Source organism: Clostridium oceanicum (genome assembly GCF_039521385.1).
Classification (GTDB): domain Bacteria; phylum Bacillota; class Clostridia; order Clostridiales; family Clostridiaceae; genus Clostridium_F; species Clostridium_F oceanicum.
Window position 1 is genome coordinate 583711 of record NZ_BAAACG010000019.1, and the last position, 18331, is coordinate 602041.

General features: G+C 26.4%; 14 protein-coding genes. 7 read left to right on the forward strand and 7 right to left on the reverse strand.

From position 1 onward, the window contains the following. Positions 1-9 precede the first annotated feature (9 nt). Both ABDZ71_RS19240 and ABDZ71_RS19245 read right to left on the reverse strand, forming a co-directional pair. Positions 10-474, reverse strand: a complete 465-nt coding sequence (locus ABDZ71_RS19240; protein ID WP_343764424.1) for a DUF2975 domain-containing protein — start codon at positions 472-474, stop codon at positions 10-12. Between the two features lie 308 nt (positions 475-782). Continuing rightward, a complete protein-coding gene (locus ABDZ71_RS19245; RefSeq protein WP_343764425.1) occupies positions 783-5066 on the reverse strand; it encodes an acyl-CoA dehydratase activase-related protein in 4284 nt (1427 codons plus the stop codon). A gap of 774 nt (positions 5067-5840) precedes the next feature. Here ABDZ71_RS19245 and ABDZ71_RS19250 point away from each other — a divergent pair. The 3 genes from ABDZ71_RS19250 to ABDZ71_RS19260 all read left to right on the forward strand — a co-directional run bounded on the left by ABDZ71_RS19250 (position 5841) and on the right by ABDZ71_RS19260 (position 8154). Then, entirely contained in the window at positions 5841-6605 is a 765-nt protein-coding gene (locus tag ABDZ71_RS19250; RefSeq protein ID WP_343764426.1) for an ABC transporter ATP-binding protein, read from the forward strand. Beyond that, positions 6599-7408 carry an ABC transporter permease gene (locus tag ABDZ71_RS19255; protein ID WP_343764428.1) on the forward strand — a complete coding sequence of 270 codons (810 nt, stop codon included), beginning with the start codon at positions 6599-6601 and terminating at the stop codon, positions 7406-7408. Before ABDZ71_RS19250 ends, ABDZ71_RS19255 begins: the two co-directional genes overlap by 7 nt. A 386-nt stretch (positions 7409-7794) precedes the next feature. Then, positions 7795-8154, forward strand: coding sequence for a tetratricopeptide repeat protein (locus ABDZ71_RS19260; RefSeq protein ID WP_343764429.1), 360 nt, complete (start codon positions 7795-7797; stop codon positions 8152-8154). A gap of 121 nt (positions 8155-8275) precedes the next feature. Here the strand turns inward: ABDZ71_RS19260 and ABDZ71_RS19265 are convergent, their stop codons facing one another. The 3 genes from ABDZ71_RS19265 to ABDZ71_RS19275 are packed head-to-tail and all read right to left on the reverse strand — an operon-like array spanning position 8276 to position 11604. Next, on the reverse strand, positions 8276-9481 hold the full coding sequence (locus tag ABDZ71_RS19265; protein WP_343764430.1) for a transglutaminase-like domain-containing protein: 1206 nt from the start codon (positions 9479-9481) through the stop codon (positions 8276-8278). A 29-nt stretch (positions 9482-9510) separates the two neighbouring features. Then, on the reverse strand, positions 9511-10344 hold the full coding sequence (gene recX / locus ABDZ71_RS19270; protein WP_343764432.1) for a recombination regulator RecX: 834 nt from the start codon (positions 10342-10344) through the stop codon (positions 9511-9513). Positions 10345-10374: 30 nt separating this feature from the next. After that, a complete protein-coding gene (locus ABDZ71_RS19275) occupies positions 10375-11604 on the reverse strand; it encodes a M16 family metallopeptidase (protein WP_343764433.1) in 1230 nt (409 codons plus the stop codon). A 268-nt stretch (positions 11605-11872) separates the two neighbouring features. Between ABDZ71_RS19275 and ABDZ71_RS19280 the strand changes: the two genes are divergently transcribed. From ABDZ71_RS19280 to ABDZ71_RS19295, 4 genes are all read left to right on the forward strand, one after another. Then, entirely contained in the window at positions 11873-12379 is a 507-nt protein-coding gene (locus ABDZ71_RS19280) for a QueT transporter family protein (protein WP_343764434.1), read from the forward strand. 18 nt (positions 12380-12397) lie between these two features. After that, positions 12398-12982, forward strand: coding sequence for a flavin reductase family protein (locus ABDZ71_RS19285; protein WP_343764436.1), 585 nt, complete (start codon positions 12398-12400; stop codon positions 12980-12982). 125 nt (positions 12983-13107) lie between these two features. Beyond that, the gene (locus ABDZ71_RS19290) at positions 13108-13908 is read left to right on the forward strand and encodes a CAP domain-containing protein (RefSeq protein WP_343764438.1); all 801 of its coding nucleotides are present in this window, start codon (positions 13108-13110) and stop codon (positions 13906-13908) included. Positions 13909-14058: 150 nt separating this feature from the next. Beyond that, positions 14059-14769 carry a L,D-transpeptidase family protein gene (locus tag ABDZ71_RS19295; RefSeq protein ID WP_343764440.1) on the forward strand — a complete coding sequence of 237 codons (711 nt, stop codon included), beginning with the start codon at positions 14059-14061 and terminating at the stop codon, positions 14767-14769. Between the two features lie 135 nt (positions 14770-14904). On the opposite strand, the gene proC is transcribed toward ABDZ71_RS19295, so the two are convergent. Then, positions 14905-15711 carry a pyrroline-5-carboxylate reductase gene (gene proC / locus ABDZ71_RS19300; protein WP_343764441.1) on the reverse strand — a complete coding sequence of 269 codons (807 nt, stop codon included), beginning with the start codon at positions 15709-15711 and terminating at the stop codon, positions 14905-14907. A gap of 254 nt (positions 15712-15965) precedes the next feature. Next, positions 15966-18329 carry a trans-4-hydroxy-L-proline dehydratase gene (hypD, locus tag ABDZ71_RS19305; protein ID WP_343764443.1) on the reverse strand — a complete coding sequence of 788 codons (2364 nt, stop codon included), beginning with the start codon at positions 18327-18329 and terminating at the stop codon, positions 15966-15968. Positions 18330-18331 lie beyond the last annotated feature (2 nt).

Below are 18331 nucleotides of genomic sequence, written 5' to 3' on the forward strand. Positions count from 1 at the left end.
TTTGTCCTCCTATATGGTCCAATCATTTTCTTCTTTTATTTTTATTGCTTTGTTAAATACTTCAGCTACTACAAAACATAATAATGCTAATATAAAATAAGTAAATGTTGGATTTCCTTCAAAAGTATACCCATCTGTTAATGGACCTATAATATATTGAATCAAACGTGTAATCCATTCAAAAATTACATTTGCTATCAAATAATATCCCATCTTTTTTAATCTAGTTACATTTTCACGTACAAAGGGTGAATAGTAAGTAGTTTCAACTATTTCTGTTAAATATTTAATAATCATAAACCATATATACATAGATACTACAACAAAACCTGAATATATAAAACTTTTAACTTGAAAATCACTAATAATTTTATAAATTGCAAATACTACTGACCCAATAATCCCCATGAAGGAAAAGATCAAAATAATATACAAAATCTCTAATAAAATTGACTTGGCACGACCTTTACCCAAAAATATCATCTCCTTGGTATATTTTACATTTTAATTATAATACACCAATTATTGTTTTTCAAGTATAAATTATCGTTTTTCAATAATATATTTTTACAAAACGATAATTTATTCATTTTGCAATTAAGGGAATTAGGTTAAAAAAAGAAAGTTGTCATTTTTCAATTCAAAATTTAAATTTATAATCAAAAGTAAATTTTAAAAATTATTTATTTCAATATTTCTTATACAAAGATAAAGAAATAAAATAAAAAGCGACCCTTTCAAATAAAATCATAATTTTATTTGAAAGAGTCGCTTTTGAATATTTATTTTACTTTTTTATTTTTAATTAAAACTTTATCCTGAGAAACTTTATTTTCTTCTTTTAATGCAGTAAATGCTACTGATAACATAAGTTTTATTCTATTTAATTGATTTACATCACTAGCACCAGGATCGTAGTCTATAGCCGCTATATTAGCACCTTTATATTTTCTTTTTAATTCTTTTATCATACCTTTTCCTGTTACATGATTAGGTAGACATGCGAAAGGTTGCATACAAACTATATTCTTAACTCCACTTTCTATAAGTTCTACCATTTCAGCAGTTAAGAACCATCCTTCTCCTGTTTGGTTTCCTATAGATAATATTGGTTTTGCACCTTTTGCAAGCTCTTCTATAGGCTCTGGTGCAGAAAATCTTTTACTTTTATTTAAAGCTTTTTTCATTTCTTTTCTATAAAATTCTATTAGTTTAATTCCTATGTTGCTAAATATTTTATTTTTCTTTGTTCCTGATAAATATCTATTTTTAAAACTAGCATTATAACAAGAATATAATAAGAAATCTATTAAGTCAGGGACTACAGCTTCTCCCCCTTCTTTTTCTATAATGCCTACTATATCATTGTTAGCTGTAGGATGGAATTTAACTAATATTTCTCCTACCACGCCTACTTTTGGCTTTTTAATATCTTTAAGCTCTAAACTATCAAATTCTTCTACTATTTTATTTACATTATTTTTAAATTCTTTTAAACTACCATTTTTAACATTTGTCTTACCTTTTTCTACCCACTTATTATAAAGAGCTTCTGCAGAACCTTCTACTTTTTCATAAGGTCTAACCTTATATAAAACTCTCATAAGTAAATCACCATAAACTAAACCTATAAAAGATTTATTAACTAAAGAAGGAGTTATTTTAAATCCAGAATTTTTTTCTAATCCAACTACATTTAAAGATATAACTGGTATATTAGAAAATCCAGCTTCCTTTATTGCTTTTCTTAAAAATCCTATATAGTTTGTAGCTCTGCATCCTCCCCCTGTTTGACTTATTATAACAGAGGTATTGTTAAGGTCATATTTATTAGATTTTAAAGCTTCAATAATTTGACCTACTACAATAATTGATGGGTAACAAGCATCATTATTTACATATTTTAATCCTTCATCTATAGCAGATTTATCTACTGAAGGTAATACTTGTAGATTGTATCCTGCTTCTCCAAAAGAATCTTTCAAAAATTGAAAATGAATTGGAGACATTTGAGGACATAATATTGTATGATTTTTTTTCATTTCTTTAGTAAATTCTATTCTTTTTGGAATATCATACAACTTAACTGGTGTAAAATTCTTTTTATCTCTTTCATATATAGCTGCATTAAGTGATCTTAATCTTATCCTAACTGCACCTAAATTGCTACCTTCATCTATTTTTATAGTAGTATAAATCTTACCATATCTTTCTAATATTTCTTGAACTTGATCTGTAGTTACTGCATCAAGTCCACAACCAAAAGAATTTAATTGTATAAGTTCTAAATTCTTTTGTTTTGCTACAAAACTAGCTGCTGCATATAATCTAGAATGATATACCCATTGATCTACAACTCTTAGTGGCCTTTCTATTTCTCCTAAATGAGCTATAGAATCTTCTGTTAAAACAGCCATACCTAATGAAGTTATAAGATCTGGTATCCCATGATTTATTTCTGGATCTATATGATACGGTCTTCCAGATAAAACTATTCCTTTTTTACCTGTTCTTCTTAAATAATCTAATACTTCTTCACCTTTTTTTCTTATATCATATTTTACTTTTTCATCTTCTTCATATCCTAAATTTACAGCTTTTCTTATCTCACCTATACTAATATTAAAATGCTTATTTAATTCTTCATGTAATCTCTTTATAAGCTTATTTTTATCATCTATAGGTAAAAATGGATTAATAAATTTTATATTTTTTTCTTTAAGTATATCCATATTATTTTTTATTACTTCTGAATAGGATGTAACTATAGGACAATTATAATGATTATTAGCTTCCTTTTGTTCTTTTTGTTCATAGGGTATACATGGATAGAAGATAGAATCTACTCCCATATCTATAAGTTTCTTTATATGACCATGAACAATTTTAGCAGGGTAACATACAGATTCAGAAGGTATTGTTTCAATACCAAGATCGTATATTTTTTTAGTTGATCTTGGAGATAGTTGAACTCTAAATCCTAAATCATTTAAAATAGTAAACCAAAATGGATAATTTTCATGCATATTTAAAACTCTAGGTAATCCTATAACCCCTCGAGTACATTCTTCCTTTTTTAAAGGTATATATTTATTAAATACTCTTTTATATTTATAATCATATAAATTAGGTAAATCCTTATTTAATTTTTCTTTTCCAGCTCCTCTTTCACATCTATTTCCTGATATAAAGACAGTATTATCAGAAAATCTATTTATAGTAAGAAGACAGTTGTTAGCACATTTACCACAACGTTTCATATCTACTTTAAAAGAAAAGCTTTCTAATTTTTTATCATCTGCTAAAGTACTTTCATACCCTTTTTTATATCTTTCTTTAGATATAATAGCTGCACCAAAAGCTCCCATAAGGCCAGCTATATTAGGTCTTATAGCCTCTCTTTCTGATATCATCTCAAAAGCTCTTAATACAGCGTCATTGTAAAAAGTTCCACCTTGAACTATAATCTTTTTACCCATATCTTTAGGATCTCTTATTTTTATAACTTTAAACAAAGCATTTTTAATAACAGAATAAGAAAGTCCTGCAGATATATCTCCTACTGTTGCACCTTCCTTTTGAGCCTGCTTTACTCTTGAATTCATAAAAACAGTACATCTTGATCCTAGATCCACTGGATTTTTAGAAGTTATTGCAGCTTTAGCAAAATCTTTAACTTCCATGTTTAAAGAATGAGCAAATGTTTCTATGAAAGATCCACATCCTGAAGAACAAGCTTCATTTAACATGATACTTTCAATTACTCCGTCTTTAACTTTGAGGCATTTCATATCTTGTCCACCAATATCTAATATAAAATCTACTCCAGGGCTAAAAAATTCTGCCGCTTTATAATGGGCTATAGTCTCTACTTCACCTATATCCACTTTCATGGCAGACTTTATCAAATTCTCTCCATACCCTGTAACTGCAGAATTGATTATCTTAGCTTCTTTTGGCATCTTTGAGTATAATTTTTTAAGCATATTTATTACTGAATTTAAAGGACTTCCTTCATTACTCCTATAATCTGAATATAGAAGCTGACCTTCTTTATCTATTAGTACAATTTTTGTAGTTGTAGAACCTGCATCTATTCCTAAATAACAATCTCCTCTAAATTCAGATATATCTTTTTCTATAATTTTAGCTCTATCATGTCTATTTTTAAATTCATAGTATTCTTCGTCAGTTTTAAAAAGTGCTCTTAAAGTCTGTACCTTTTCATCTTTAACTTTATCTAAATCATTCACTTTTTGAATTAAAGATTTAAACTGTATAGGCGCTTCTTCTTTAGATGACAAAGCTGCTCCCATGGCAACAAATAATTGAGGCTTATCTGGGAAAATAACTTCATTTTCCGTTAATTTTAAAGTTTCTATAAACCTATTTCTAAGCTCTGATAGAAAATAAAGAGGGCCTCCTAAAAAAGCTATATTTCCTTTTATAGTCTTTCCACAAGCAAGTCCACTTATAGTTTGATTTACCACTGCTTGAAATATAGAAGCTGCTATATCTTCTTTAGATGCTCCTTCATTTAAAAGTGGTTGAATATCTGTTTTAGCAAATACACCACATCTAGCTGCTATTGGATAAATAATTTTATGATTTTTAGCTAATTCATTTAATCCCATAGCATCTGTTTTTAAAAGAGAAGCCATTTGGTCTATAAAAGCTCCTGTTCCTCCAGCACATGTACCATTCATTCTTTGATCTATAGATCCATCAAAGAATGTAATTTTAGCATCTTCTCCACCTAGCTCTATTGCTACATCAGTTCTAGGTATAAATCTTTTTATAGTAGTAGTACATGCAATAACCTCTTGTACAAAAGGAACATCTAACCATTTAGAAACTGATAGTCCTCCAGACCCTGTTACCATCATAGTTATTTTGTCTTCTTTAAACTTATTACAAGCATCTTTTACTATTCCTTTTATAGTACTTTTTATATCAGAAAAATGTCTTTTATATATACTGTGTAAAATTTTATCATTTTTATCTAATACAACAATTTTTACTGTAGTTGAGCCTACATCTAAACCCATACGCAATAAATTTTTCATAATCACATCACCTTTTCAACTCTAATATTAATCATAATATTTTGAAGGCCTGCTCAAAATTCAATGTTATTATATACCTATAGATTATACACCTCAGTATAACATATCGTTATTATATACTTTTCATTCCTATTATTCAACTAGACATTAAGGGATATATTATACCATTTAGCTCTTATTCCTTTTATATTTATATATATCTTACATTTATCAAATATTACAATATATGTAATAATTTTTTTTGATTATTACTCCCCTATAATATTGTTACTATAATAAAACTATTGATATTTTATACTATATAGATGGTATAAATTGTTTTATATATACTTAATTTATTATTATTGGTAATTTTAATATATATTTAAATACTTATCTGGTTATTTTTATATAATTTAAAATTTATTTCATTATATTATTTAAAATTATAAATTTTATGTTTATATACCAAAATCAATATTAGTTAACTATTAATAATTAGCTATTTATACTTTAAATATATTTTTTTACAATTATATATACTAATTTATCATAATAAATTAATTTTAAATTAAGATAAATTTAATTCAAATTTAAGCTTATTCATTTCAAAAATTAATCTTTAAATATATAATATTAACTTTTGTAATTATAACTTACATATAAAATAATTATTTTCCCGATTTTGAATTTTAATAATTATTATATATCAAATACTTCTGTGCTTTCATATAATAAAGCAAGACATTGTATGTTTTTATACACTACTATTTATACTTATCGGGAGATGATATCGTGGAGAAAGTTGTAGTTAAAAATGTTTATATGAATTATCATTCCTTAAAAGGTACAACTCCAGCACTTAAAAATGTATCTTTTTCTATAAAAGAAGGAGAATTTGTAAGTATAGTTGGACCTTCTGGTTGTGGAAAATCTACTTTATTAAATATAATAGCTGGTTTATTACCTTCATCTAATGGTGAAATTTATATAGATAATGAAAAACGTAATTCAATATCCCCTAAAATAGGGTATATGTTTCAAAAGGATCAACTTTTTGGATGGCTTAACGTGTGGGATAATATTGCTTTAGGTCTTAAAATACAGAAAAAATATAATAAAGAAAAAAAAGAATTAATAGAAAACTTACTGACAAGCTATGGTTTAAAAGATTTTAAAAAGCATCATCCAGATGAACTATCTGGTGGAATGAGACAAAAGGTAGCTTTAATAAGAACTTTAGCTTTAAGTCCTGAAGTCCTTCTTTTAGATGAACCCTTTTCAGCTTTAGATTATCAAACAAGATTAAACATTAGTGATGAAATATACAAAATTATTAAAAATGAAGGTAAAACTGCCCTAATGGTTACTCATGATATATCTGAAGCAGTAGCTATGTCTGACAGAGTACTAATACTATCTAATAGACCTGCTGAATTAAAAAGAGATATAAAAATTGATATATCCTTAAAAGATAAATCACCATTAAAATGCAGAGAGCATCCAAATTTCAGAATGTACTTTAATGACATATGGAAGGAGTTGAATGCTTTATGTTAGATCAAAAAAGAGAACATGAACTTTATATAAAAAGTGTAAAAAGGACAAACCGTAAAGTAATCATAACTAGGCTAATAATATTAGTTGCAATCTTTGTTTTATGGGAAATATCCGGTAGAATGAAATGGATTGATCCTTTCTTAACAAGTATGCCTTCTAGAATGTGGAAAAGTCTTGTGAAAATTTATCACGAAGGTACCCTTTTTAAACATATAGGGGTTACCTGTTATGAAACGATATTAGGTTTTATCTATAGCACATTAATTGGTACCTTTGTTGCCATACTGCTTTGGTGGTCAAATTTTGCTTGTAGAGTTTTAGACCCATACCTTGTAGTTTTAAATGCACTTCCTAAAGTAGCTTTAGCACCTATTATTATATTTTGGGTTGGTAATGGAACTAATGCTATAGTATTAGTTGCTATTTTAATCGCAGTAGTAGTAACAACTATAAATGTTTTAAATGGTTTTAAAGAAGTAGATAAAGATAAGATTAAACTTATGAGAACCTTTGGTGCTAATAAATTTCAAATTTTAATTCATCTTATGATACCTTCAAATATCCCTACTTTAATTTCAACATTAAAAATAAATGTAGGATTATCATGGGTTGGAGTTATAATGGGAGAATTTTTAGTAGCAAAAGAAGGTTTAGGATTTTTAATTATTTATGGTGGTCAAATTTCTCAGTTAGACATTGTAATGTTTAGTATAATAATACTTGCCATACTTGCCTATTTAATGTATCTTGTTGTAGATTTAATAGAAAAGAAAATTTCTAAAAAATTAAAGCATTATAATTAGATTAAAATAATAATTAATTAAAAAATATTAATTCATATAAAAATAAATAATAATCATTTCTAAGACTCTTTAGACTCTTTTAAAAAGGAGTCTTTATTTTTATATAAAAAAGCTTCTTTAATTTATATTGTCCCTTTAAAGCAAAAGGGGAAGATAAAATAATATAACCTCTATTATAAAGAAACTTTCATCTTCTAATAATATATTAATAAAAACTCTTTAAATAAAATTGTAAAATTTGAATATAATACTCATATATGGATATTCTTATTAATAGAAATTATTGTATCAGAATAAATTTAAAATGTATCTAATATATTTTACTATAAACAATTTATTTCTGAACAATTTAAAACTAATTATATTTAAACATAAGGAGGATACTTATGGGTTACTTTCAAAAAGCCAATAGTTATTACAATACCAAAGATTATAAAAAAGCTATTGATTTATATAAAAAGGCAGCTAATATAAAAGAAAATGAAGCCTCTTCCTTGTATAATGCTTCTGTATGTTTTATTAAATTAAAACAATATTCAAGAGCTATACCTTTTTTAAAGTCGGCTATAGATTTTAAAAAAGATAGTAAATATTTCTTTAATTTAGGTTATTGTTATGCAATGCTTAAAAACAATAAAAAAGCTCTTATATATTTTAATACAGCCTGGTCTTTAAATAACAATGATTATGACTGTGAACGTGCTATAAATATAATAAATAAAAGTCTTAGAACACAAACTAATTAAGCCAATACAATTAAATTAATATAATTTACATAATTTAAAATTACACTTTCCTATTAAAAAGCTACCTATAAATTATTTTATAGATAGCTTTTTTTATTTATATTTATTTTTTAAATGTACCTTACCATTCTCCTGCAATTTGAGCATTTCTATGATCTATTTTAAATCTTCTACTATCAAAATAGTCTCCACCTTTATAAAAAGTTGGATCAACATTTATCCATCTATTTTCATCCGGTAAATATACTTGATTCCAAGAGTGACTTATCCAGCTTACTCCATTAAAGCCTTCTCCTGTGATTAATCTAACTTTCATATTATTAGCTTTGCTCATAGAAACATATAAAGCAGCATAATCAAAACATATTCCTGTTCTTGTATTAAAAGTTGGAATAGCTCCTGATTTTACATTAAAATCATCTTTTAAAACTCTATCTGCTTTATCATGATCATACTCAATATTTGTTCCTATCCAATTATATATAAGTTTTGCCTTTTCTTTTACACTACTTTCTCCTCTTACTAAATTTCTAGAAAATGAGTTTATTTTATTATTTGATCTAACTCCCTCATCTAAAGTTACACCATTATAATAAACTATTGTTCTACCATTAGAAGAATTAGCATCTTTTAAAGGTATAGTAATATCTTTATTCTTTTGATCTTTTACTACTATTCTAAAAGAATTATTAACAATTTTCGGAAGCCTATTTGCTATTTTAGAATTAGTTATAGGAATTACTGCCTTTTCACAAACATATTTATAAGGCTTTGATGAATTCAAATAAGCATTTAAGTTAGTGTTTTTAGTAAATATTGATACAAAATTTAATACAAAAGCTATTATTAAAACATATGCAATAGACTTAGGTACATTAAACAAAGCTCCTAATATACGTTTAAATCCATTACTACGATTTTTAAGACTTCTTTCAAGGCCATCTAGTAAAGGATATATTGTAATAGAATTAACTAATCTTAATAAAGTAGTTATTATTTTATATAAAATTAAAATCAATATAGGAACTACAACTACATACACTATAAATATATCTTTATTTATATAACTTAATATTTTTTTAGGTATAAGTTGATATATTTTAGCATATATCCCACTGCTATGTTCTATAAATATTTTTTTACCAAAGTAAACCCCTAAAAATAAAGATACTATAAACATAATAGTTTTATTTGTATCTTCTATATCCATCTTTAAATCTGTTGATGAATATTTCATTAAAAATCCTTTTAGTATAGGGAAAATAAAAAATAAAAGCATAACAATAGTAACTGGATTAAACTTTAAAATAGTAGAAGTTAAATTCATAATACACTCACCCACCCTGTTATCTAATGTTAATAAATCAATTCATTAACTACTTTCTTTATATCATCAAAACTGTATCCTTTTCTCAAAAGATAATTGCTAAGTCTTCTATATATCTTAACATTGTTACTTTCAGATTTTATTATAATATTATATCTTTTTTCAGCTATATTATATATATCTTCTAATTCTTTATGATGTTCTTGTTTTTCCTGTTCTTCTTTTTTTATAGGATTATTTATATTTAAATTAGTTACAACAAAGTTAGCTATTTCATAACTATAGCCTCTTCCTAATAAATAAGTTATAATTTTCTTATTTATTTTTGGTAGACTACTTTCTTTCTTTATAGCTATTTTATATTTTTTTTCTGCAAGCTTATAAGCTGCATTTTTTTCTTTTTCACAATCTATATTATATATCTTTTCTTTTACTATTTCTTCTTCAATTCCTTTATTTAAAAGTAAATATTTTATTTTTTTCCTACCATATGTGTTAATTTTTTCTCTTATAAACATATCAGCATATTTAAAATCATCTACAAATTTATATTCTCTTAAAAAAATCAAAACTCTTTCAATACATTCTTTATCAAATTCTTTTTCAGTTAATTTGTCTTTTATATATTTTTCTGTTTTAAAATTTCTTTCTAATAATTTTATAGCATAACTTTTACCTTTAATATAATTATCTTCTTTAACTATTTCTTGTAATTTCTCTTTTTCTATCTTTCCACCTTTTTTCAATGAATGATAATAAACAAGTTCTGCACTACAAGAAAATCCATACTCTTCATTAATATATATGTTTACTCTATCTTTATTTCTTTTTTGTGATTCTATTTTAGTAACAATACTACTCATACTAGCATCCTCTCTATATTAATTAGTTAATCAATCATTTAAAAGAATATGTATAGAAGGATTATTAAAAACTTTTTTAGAGACATTATATATATCTTTTTTTTCTACACTACTTAATTCTTTTATATCTTCATAAAACTGAAATAAATTTTCCCCGTCAATAGACTGATGAAGAACATAATTTCCAAGATCTGATGCATCTTCTAAAGTAAAAGCTATAGCAGTTTTTAAAACTTTCTTCATAAGTTTTGTAGTATCTTCATTAAATTGTATTTTTTCTTTTTTTACATCATCTACACATTTATCTATTACTTTTAAAGTATCCTCTAAATTTTCCTTAGAAATAGATGCATATATGCACAAAGTTTTAACATTTGGTGATAAATCTAAATCTGTATACACATCATATGCAAAACCTCTTTTTTCTCTAAGTTCTCTAAAAAGTACAGAATTTGTACTCTCCCCTAACCTATGATTTAGTATCTTAAGAGCTAACTCCTCTTTTTTACTTAAACCATAAAATGTATACAAATAAATCACTGTACTTTGTTCTATATCTTTTTTGTAAGAAACCTTTTTAATTTCAATATTTTCTTCATTTAATATATCTTTTTTATAAAGTTTTTTTCTTTCCCAGTTTTTAAAATATTTATCTACTATTTCTTGTACATATTCATGAGAAAATGGTGAAACTATAGATATATAACAATTATTAGGAATGTAATATTTATTATAAAATTCAGTTAAAAGTTTTTCATCATATTTTTTTACATCTTTTTCACTACCTAAGATGTCGTATTTTAAAGGACTATTTTTAAAAGCTATTTCACTTACTTTAGTGAAAGAAAAATCTTCTATATCATCCCTATTATTTCTTATTTCTGCTAAAATCACATCTTTTTCTTTTTTTATTTCACTTTTAGGAAAAATAGAATTTTGAAGCATGTCTGATAATATCTCTATAGAACTATTTAGTTCTTCACTAAGAGACGTTACAGTTAAAACTGTAGAATTATTGTCTGTATAAGCATTATACTCTCCTCCTAAATTTTCAAGTTCCAAGTTAAGAGTATAATTATCTCTTTTTTTAGTTCCTTTAAATAACATGTGTTCAACAAAATGAGATATTCCTTTTTCCTTTATATCTTCATAAAGTGAACCTACATTTACTCCAATATTAACACAAGATAAAGCTGTGTCTTTTTTTATTGAAATTAAAGTTATTCCATTTTCTAAAACTTTTTTGTTAGCATCAAACAATCATATCACCTTTCATTATAACCTTTCAATTATTATATATTAAAATTCCTAGTCTATTAATTATAAACTTAATTAACCCATAATACCAAATCTTTCAGAACTTTTATTTGTTATTTATTACCATGAATTCAATAACTACAAACTTAATCATAAAGATAGTTTGACTATAACTTCCAAAAGTATTAAACTATATTATGCTATTAATCAAAAAAACTTAAGACAGTTCGTAACCATCCTGTCTATAATTAAAACTAGGAGGAGTATTAAAATGAATTATAATCCAAAAACAAAAATTAATAAAATAGTATTCGCTGCATTAATTGCCGCTATTTATTCTATTCTTACAATTTCTCTAGCACCTATAAGTTATGGTCAACTACAAGTTAGAGTATCTGAATCTCTAACATTATTACCTTTTTTCTCATCATATTCTATACTAGGAGTTTTTGTAGGATGTATTATTTCTAATATTATAGGGGGAAATGGTATAATAGACATTGTATTTGGTTCTTTGACTACTTTAATTGCAGCTATTTTAACATATTATATAGGCAAAAGTAATTTAAGATTCAAGAAAATTTTAGCTCCACTACCACCAATAATATTAAATGCTATAGTCATAGGATTTATATTAAATTATACATTAAAATTACCTTTATTTCTATCTATGATATGGGTTGGAATTGGTGAAGCTATTTCTTGTTACATTTTAGGACTATTACTTGTATCTATTATTGAAAAAAATAAAATACTAAATAAATACTTTAATAATTAAATTTTAAGGAGATGAGTTATGAAAAAAGTACAATTTAAAGGAAGTGCTATGTTAAACCCAGTACCAGTGGTTTTAGTAACATCTAAAGATAATGAAGCTAAGGTTAATGCCTTTACAGTAGGCTGGATAGGCACTGCCTGTACAAGACCTCCTATTGTAAGCATCGCAATAAGACCTGAAAGAACATCTTATAAATACATATGTGAAACTAAAGAACTTGTAATAAACTTACCTAATAAATCTATGGTAAAAAAAGTTGACTATTGTGGAGTTAGGTCTGGTAAAAATACTGATAAAATAAAAGATTGCAATTTTACTTTGAAAAATTCAGATAAAGTAAATGTTCCTATGATAGAAGAATGTCCTATAAATTTAGAATGTAAAGTTGTTGATATAATACCTTTAGGAACTCATCATCTTTTTTTATGCGAAATATTATGTTCTAATATTGATGAAAATCTAATAGATAAAAATGGCAAGATTTGCTTTGAAAAAGCTAATCTAATCTGCTATTCACATGGTGAATATTATCCTGTTTCTAGAAATGTTTTAGGAACATTTGGTTATTCCGTTAAGAAAAAAAAGAAAAGAAAAAAAGACTAACTTTAAAAGTAGTCTTTTTTTAATATATTCCTTATTTATTTAATTTATGGCAAATTACTCTTTTATACTATTTTATAAATTATTTATGCTATAATTCTTTCTAAGGGAAGGGAGGAATTTTTTCTTTGAAAAAATCAAATTTATTTACTTTATTTTTAGCAATGATACCTATAACTTTTGGTACATCAGTAAAAGCTTATAGTTGTCATTCATTTAGAAAGTCTTACAATATTTACACAATAACAAATAACTATAATAAAATAATGCACAATAAACTTATACCTACTAGTATTAGCAAAGACCTCACTGTATCTTTGAAAAATTTTGATTATTACATACCTGAAATTGCTACAGACTCTAATAATCAAAATGTCCAAGCTAACTCTTTAAATAACAGCAGTAACACTACTCAAAATAATTCATCAAACAATTCATATAATGCTAATACTTCACCAAATACTAACTCAAATACTACCTCAAATAGAGGCTCTAATACTTCAAATCAAGTTTCTAATGAAAGTACTCCAAAAAACTCTCCAGCTAATACATCAAACTCTAGTTCTTATGAACAAAAGGTAGTTGATTTAGTAAATGTAGAAAGAACTAAAAGAAGTTTAAAACCATTAAGTATGAATTCAGAACTGTCTAGACTAGCAAGAATGAAATCTAAGGATATGTCTGATAAAGGATATTTTTCTCACACTTCACCAACTTATGGTTCTCCATTTGATATGATGAAACAATTTGGTGTAAGCTATAGATCTGCTGGTGAAAATATAGCTCAAGGTTACAGTTCACCAGAATCAGTTGTTACAGGATGGATGAACTCTCCTGGCCATAGAAAAAATATACTTAGTCCTAATTTCACAGATATTGGTGTAGGACTTTATAATAATTATTGGACACAAATATTTATAGGCAAATAACCCCCTATATTAAATATAATAAAAATTGCTTAAATTCTCTATTAGATTCATATACTCTAATAAAGGTTTAAGCAATTTTTTTGTAATTTTAAAAATTTTTATTATGTTATGGAGTTATACATCATAGTTTATATTAGGGGGGCTGATTTTATGTTGAAAAATAAAAAACTATCTAAATTCAAAAAAATCTTATATGTTTTGTTAATAATACTTATTATAGAAGCTATACTAATATATTTTAATCATAAAAATAATACTAAAACTAGTACTAATAAGAATCCTAAAAACATGTTGGTATTAGTTGATGCTACTTCAAATATATTAAGTGTTTTTGAAAACGATAAGCTTTTAAAAAGTTATGTAGTAGCTGCTGGCAAACCCTCCACACCATCTCCTATAGGCACTTGGAAAATAATTAGTAAAGGAACCTGGGGAGAAGGCTTTGGTGGAAGGTGGATGGGATTTAATGTACCTTGGGGCAAATATGGTATACACGGTACAAACAAACCTTATTCTATAGGATGGAATTCTTCTAAAGGTTGCATAAGAATGAGAAATAAAGATGTTGCTAGTTTATATAAACTGCTTCCCTATGGAACTCCAGTTATAATTTGGAGTGGTCCTTATGGTAACTTTGGAAGTAACTTAAGAACATTAAAACCTGGCATGACTGGTGCTGATATGTATGAAATTCAAAAAATATTAAAAGATAAAGGATACTATAAAGGTAATCCTAATGGCATGTATTCTCAAAATATGAAATCAGTATTTCATAAATTCCAAAGAGATAATAAAATCCCTGTAACAGATACTATTGGAAATGCATTTTATAAAAAACTAGGTATAGAACTTTTAGACTAGCTAAAGGTTCTACCCCTAGTTTTCTTTTATTAACAAAGCTACAATACAAGTTATTTTAATATTGATAAAGATAGAAATTAAATAGACCTATAATATCTATACTTATGAAATTCAAATTAAAATAGCTAATATTTATTATTTAGACATTTCCTGAGATTTTTTAGTACAATCTCTCATAGCTTTTATAACTGCACTTCTAAGTCCTTTTTCTTCAAGAGTAGCTACTGCTTCTATAGTTGTTCCTCCTGGTGAACAAACCATATCTTTAAGAGCTCCTGGATGCATTCCTGTTTCTAATACCATTTTAGCAGAACCTAAAACTGCTTGAGCTGCAAACTTATAAGCTTTAGCTCTTGGCATACCATCTAATACAGCAGCATCTGCCATAGCTTCTATAAACATATATACATAAGCTGGAGATGATCCACTTACTGATGTTACTACATCCATTAATTTTTCCTCTACCATTTCTGCTTTACCAAAACTTTCAAAAATACTAACAACATCTTTAACTTCTTCTTTTGATACTAAATCATTAGGACATATTGCTGCCATTCCTTCTCCTACTAATGCTGGAGTATTAGGCATAACTCTAACTATTTTTATTCTTTTTCCAAACATTTCTTCAGTAGCTTTCAAAGCTTTTCCTGCAGCTATAGTAACTATTATTCCGCCTTCTTTAACTTTATCTTTTATTCCCTTTATAACAATTGGATATAAGTTAGGTTTAACTGATAAAACTAATATATCTGCACTTTTAGCTGCTTCATTGTTATCAGTAGTAACTTTAATACCGTATTTTTCTTTAGCTTTTTCTAAAGAACCTTCATTCAAATCTGCCATTATTATATTCTCTTTAGAAACTAAATTTGAATTTACTATTCCTCCTGCCATGGCTTGTCCCATGTTTCCTGCTCCAATAAAACCTATTACTTTGTTCATTAAATTTCCTCCCCTATTAAACATAATTATTAAGTAGTTATACTATTTATAAAAATATTTCTAATTTCATATATTTTATCTGAAACTAAAAATCTCTTTTAAATATTTAAATGGATCTTAACATATTAACTAGCCACTCTATAATTTTACTCATAGAATATATAAATCTAGTAATCTTAGAGTGGCTAGTTACAATATAAATCTAATTTTATAATTCTATTATAGTACTATTTTAAAATTAATATAAACTAATATTAAAATCCTGTTTGTTCAGTTCTTTCTATTATTTCATTTTGTAATACTTTATCTAAGTTATTAAAATAATCACTATATCCAGCAACACGTACTATAAGATCTTTATATTCATCTGGATTCTTTTGAGCTTTAAGTAATGTATCCTTACTTACAATATTAAATTGTATATGATGTCCATCCATTCTAAAGTATGATCTTACTACACTATACATTCCTTCTAAACCATTATCCCCTTCTACTACAGATGGAGTGAATTTTTGATTTAAAAGTGTTCCTCCAGTTCTTAAATGATCCATTTTTCCAGCTGATTTAATAACTCCTGTTGGGCCATTTATGTCTGCACCTTTTGATGGTGAAATACCTTCTGAAACTGGAAGATTTGCTTTTCTTCCATCTGGTGTAGCTCCTATTACTGAACCAAAGTAAACATGACAAGTAGTTGGTAACATATCTATTCTATGAACTCCACCTCTACCATTTTTTCTTCCATTTACTTCATTATAATAAGCATCAAATATTTCTTGCATTATATCATCTGCGTAATCATCATCATTTCCGTATTTTGGAGTTTTCTTTTTAACTAATTTTAATATATCTTCATGTCCTTCAAAATTAGATTTCATTGCATCTAATAATTCTTTCATTGTTATATTTTCATTATCAAATACATTATATTTTACAGCAGCTACACTATCTGTAACTGTTCCTATTCCAACACCTTGTATATAACTAGTATTATATCTTGCTCCACCGGCATTATAGTCTTTACCCTTCTTTATACAATCACTAGTTACAACAGAAAGGAAAGGTACTGGTAATAAAGTTGCATACAATCTTTCTATTATTCTATTTCCTTTTACTTTTATATCTATAAAATGTTTAATCTGTTTTTTAAATGCTTCAAACAATTCTTCAAAGGATTTAAATTCGCATGGATCTCCAGTTTCAAGTCCTATTCTCTTTCCTGTATTTGAATCAACACCATTTAGTAATGTTATTTCAAATATCTTTGGAATATTAAAATATCCTGTTAATATATAAGCTTCTTTACCAAAAGCACCAGCTTCAACACATCCACTAGTTCCTCCGCATCTTGCATCTTTTATATCTTTTCCTGCTCTTACAAGTTCTTGAACAACAGAATCAGCATTAAATATTGATGGTTGACCCCATCCTTTTCTTATTACTTTACAAGCATTTTTTAAAAATCTTTTAGGAGTTTTTTTACTTATTTGAACATTAGAGCTTGGTTGTAATAGTCTCATTTCATCTATTACTTCAAGAAGAAGATAACTTACATCATTAACTCCATCTCTTCCATCTTCTTTTAGTCCCCCAAGATTTATATTAGCAAAATCAGTATATGTTCCACTTTCTTTTAAAGTTACCCCTACTTTAGGTGGTGCCGGTTGATTATTAAATTTAACCCAGAAACATTGTAAAAGTTCTCTTGCTTTTTCTTTATCTAAAGTTCCCTCTTCTACTTCTTTTTTATAAAATGGATATAAATGTTGATCTAATCTTCCTGGATTATATGCATCCCATGGGTTTAATTCTGAAATTACACATAAGTGAACAAACCAATACATTTGAAGAGCTTCTTCAAAAGTTCTTGGAGCATGAGCTGGTACAGAGCTACATATTTCTGATATATGAACTAATTCTTTTTTTCTTTCTGGATCTTTTTCTTTTTTAGCCATTTCTAGAGCATACTGAGAGTATCTTTTACCATAATTTATGATAGCATCACAGGCTAAACTCATACCTTGAAGTTGTTCTTTTTTATCAAGAGCTTCATCATCTTCATAAAAATCTAAGTTTTCTATAGCTTCTTCTATATCTTTTTTAAAATCTAAAAACCCTTTTTTAAATATTTTGTTATCTCCAACAGTATGTCCTGGACCTCTTTGTTCCATAAATTCAGTAAATATTCCATCGCCATAACATTCTTTCCATTCTGGAGTAACTCTACTTAATATTTTATGTCTCATAGATCTTTTTTCCCAATAAGGAATTATAACTTCTTTTTGTATTTTTTTCGCTTCATCATTTACTTTGAAACATATTTTTTCACGTCTATCCATTATGTCAAAGTCTTCAAGAGTATGACAGCATAATTCTGGATATGTTGGTGTAGCTGCTGGTTTTTCTCCTCTTTCACCTACTATAAGTTCTCCATCATTAATACAAATTGTTTTTTTGTCTAATATTTCTTTTAAAGCCAATCCTCTGATTACAGGAATAGAAACGGTGCCTTCATATTCTTTATATACTTCTGTTATAATCTTTGCTCTTTCCATAGAAATACAAGGTACTGCATTTACACTTTGTTCCCTTAATTTTTTTACTCTTTCTGTCATCATAA

Coding starts and splice junctions, on each gene's coding strand:
- ABDZ71_RS19245 (WP_343764425.1), bottom strand. CDS start 5,066: ATGAAAAATTTATTGCGTATGGGTTTAGATGTAGGCTCAACTACAGTA.
- ABDZ71_RS19255 (WP_343764428.1), top strand. CDS start 6,599: ATGTTAGATCAAAAAAGAGAACATGAACTTTATATAAAAAGTGTAAAA.
- ABDZ71_RS19260 (WP_343764429.1), top strand. CDS start 7,795: ATGGGTTACTTTCAAAAAGCCAATAGTTATTACAATACCAAAGATTAT.
- ABDZ71_RS19265 (WP_343764430.1), bottom strand. CDS start 9,481: ATGAATTTAACTTCTACTATTTTAAAGTTTAATCCAGTTACTATTGTT.
- recX (WP_343764432.1), bottom strand. CDS start 10,344: ATGAGTAGTATTGTTACTAAAATAGAATCACAAAAAAGAAATAAAGAT.
- ABDZ71_RS19280 (WP_343764434.1), top strand. CDS start 11,873: ATGAATTATAATCCAAAAACAAAAATTAATAAAATAGTATTCGCTGCA.
- ABDZ71_RS19285 (WP_343764436.1), top strand. CDS start 12,398: ATGAAAAAAGTACAATTTAAAGGAAGTGCTATGTTAAACCCAGTACCA.
- ABDZ71_RS19295 (WP_343764440.1), top strand. CDS start 14,059: ATGTTGAAAAATAAAAAACTATCTAAATTCAAAAAAATCTTATATGTT.
- proC (WP_343764441.1), bottom strand. CDS start 15,711: ATGAACAAAGTAATAGGTTTTATTGGAGCAGGAAACATGGGACAAGCC.
- hypD (WP_343764443.1), bottom strand. CDS start 18,329: ATGATGACAGAAAGAGTAAAAAAATTAAGGGAACAAAGTGTAAATGCA.